Genomic DNA, 2,503 nt, shown 5'->3' with positions numbered 1-2,503 from the left:
GCCCCCGAGGACGCTCGACGGCGGGTTCGAGGCGACGAAGCCCACCATGCCGATGAGGAGGAGCGGCGCCGTCTCGCCGAGCGCGCGCGCCATGCCGATGATCGTCCCGGTGAGGATGCCGGGCAGCGCAAGCGGGAGGACATGGTGGAACACGACCTGGATGCGGCTGGCGCCGATGCCCAGCGCGGCGTCCCGGATCGAGGGCGGCACGGCCTTGATCGCGTTGCGCCCGGAGATGACGATCACCGGCATGGTCATCAAGGCGAGGGTCAGCCCGCCGACCAGCGGCGCCGAGCGCGGAAGGTGCATGGTATTGAGGAAGACGGCGAGGCCGAGCAGTCCGAAGATGATCGAGGGCACGGCGGCGAGGTTGTTGATCGAGACCTCGATCAGGTCGGTCCACCGGTTCCGGGGCGCATATTCCTCGAGATAGACGGCCGACAGGACCCCGATCGGGAAGGCGAGCGCCAGGGTCACTATCATGGTCAGGAGCGAGCCCTTGAACGCCCCCCACACGCCGACCGCGGCCGGATCGGTGGCGTCGCCGGTACTGAGGAAATCGCTGTTGAAGCGGGTCCGGACGGAATCGCGGGCGGCGAGCTCGGCATGGGTCCGCTCCGAGGCCTCGTCGCCCTCGCCTTTCCCGGCGACGTCGATCGGGCTCGAGGCCGGAAGCCACACGGTCGCCGTTCGGGTGAGCACCGAAGGATCGTCCTCGATCGCGTCGAGCACCCTCAGCCAGGCCGTATCCGACAACAGCCGCGCGCCCTGCGCTCCATATTGCGCCTCGGCCGCCTTCTGGACGACGCCCTGGATGTCGGCGCCCGCCAGCGCGGCCTTGCCGGCCGTCGAGCGCAGGGTCGCCGGATCGAGGAAGATGGCGCTCTTCGCGAAGTCGATGTCGAGCCGGACCTCGGTCCGGGTGAAGCCGCGGGCGCCGTTCGCCATCATCGTCGCCAGCAGCAGGACGAGGAAGCCCGCCGAAAGCAGGATCGCGCCCAGCCCGATCAGCCGGAAGCGGCGCTCGGCGGCGTAACGGCGCTTGAGGCGCCGGTCCATCTCCTGCCCGCCCCACTCCGTGGGCGCCCGATCGGTCACCTTATTCATAGGCTTCGCGATATTTCTTCACGACGCGCAGGGCGACGATGTTGAGAAGCAGGGTGACGACGAACAGAACCAGGCCGAGCGCGAAGGCGGCGAGGGTCTTGGGGCTGTCGAACTCCTGATCGCCGGTCAGCAGCTGGACGATCTGGGTCGTCACCGTGGTCACGCTTGCGAAGGGGTTGGCGGTGAGGTTCGCGGACAGGCCGGCGGCCATGACGACGATCATCGTCTCGCCGATGGCGCGGCTGACGGCGAGGAGGACACCGCCGACGATGCCCGGCAGGGCGGCCGGGACGAGCACCTTGCGGATCGTCTCCGAAGTGGTGGCGCCCATCGCCAGCGAGCCGTCGCGCATCGACTGCGGCACCGCGGTCAGCGAATCGTCCGCCATCGAGGAAACGAACGGGATAATCATGATGCCCATCACCAGGCCAGCCGCCAGGGCGCTTTCCGAGGAGGCCGGTATTCCGAGCGACTGGCCGAAGTCGCGGACGGCCGGAGCGACGGTCAGGGCCGCGAAATAGCCGTAGACCACGGTCGGGACTCCGGCGAGCATCTCGAGCATCGGCTTCATCCAGCGGCGCACCACCGGACGGGCATATTGGGTGAGGTAGATGGCGCTCATCAGTCCCAGCGGGATGGCGACGATCATCGCGATGATCGCGCCGATGAAGACGGTGCCCCAGAAAAGCGGAATGGCTCCGAACGCCCCCGACGAGCCCGCCTGGTCGGCCCGCATCGCGGTTTGCGGGCTCCAGGTCGAACCGAAGAGGAACTCGACCGGCGAGACCATGCTGAAGAAGCGCATCGACTCGAAGAGGAGGGAAAGCACGATCCCGAGCGTCGTCAGGACCGCGATCATCGAGGCGATGAGCAGGACCGCCATGACCAGCCGCTCGACCCGGGTCCGGGCCCGGAAGGCCGGAGCGACCCGGCTGTAGGCGTAGGCGCCGCCCGCGAAGGCGAGCAGCAACGCGACGATGGTGCCGATCGTCCGGTAGCGCTGCAAGGCGGACCCGTAGATGGGAGCGAGCTCGCGGGCTTCGGGATAGAAGCTCGACTGGCGCAGACCCTCCGCCATCTGCCGGGCTTCCTGGAAGACGGCGATTCGCTGCATCTCGAACGGCGGCAGGTTCGCCGCGGCCGGGTGTGCGAGCACCGCTTCCATCACGAGATGGTTGGAGAGCGGAAGCCACAGGAGCAGGAACAATAGCGGCGGAACCGCCGCCCACAAGGCGACGTACCAGCCGTGGAAGGCGGGCAGCGAATGCGGGCGCGACGCCCCCTTGCCGGCAAACGCCATCGCCCGGGCGCGCCCGGTCAGCCAGCCGAGCAAGGCGAGGCCGAGGACGGCGATGAGGATTGCGAGGGGGGTCACTTAAATTCCTCCCCTCCCTGC

Annotated in this window: 2 protein-coding genes; both read right to left on the bottom strand. The window is 68.5% G+C overall.

Features of this window, described 5'->3' with window-relative positions:
• Positions 1–1,107, bottom strand: a 1,107-nt coding sequence (locus ACLQ62_RS08330) for a PstA family ABC transporter permease (protein ID WP_411721177.1), incomplete at its 3' end; no start/stop codon positions are given.
• Positions 1,100–2,482, bottom strand: coding sequence for a phosphate ABC transporter permease subunit PstC (gene pstC / locus ACLQ62_RS08325; RefSeq protein WP_411721176.1), 1,383 nt, complete (start codon positions 2,480–2,482; stop codon positions 1,100–1,102). The genes pstC and ACLQ62_RS08330, both read right to left, overlap by 8 nt.
• Positions 2,483–2,503: the final 21 nt, after the last annotated feature.

This window comes from Mycetocola sp. (assembly GCF_046716805.1).
In the GTDB taxonomy this organism is placed as follows: Bacteria; Actinomycetota; Actinomycetes; order Actinomycetales; family Microbacteriaceae; genus Mycetocola_A.
Note: the sequence above shows the minus strand (reverse complement) of the source record. Positions and strands in the feature narration are given on the sequence as shown.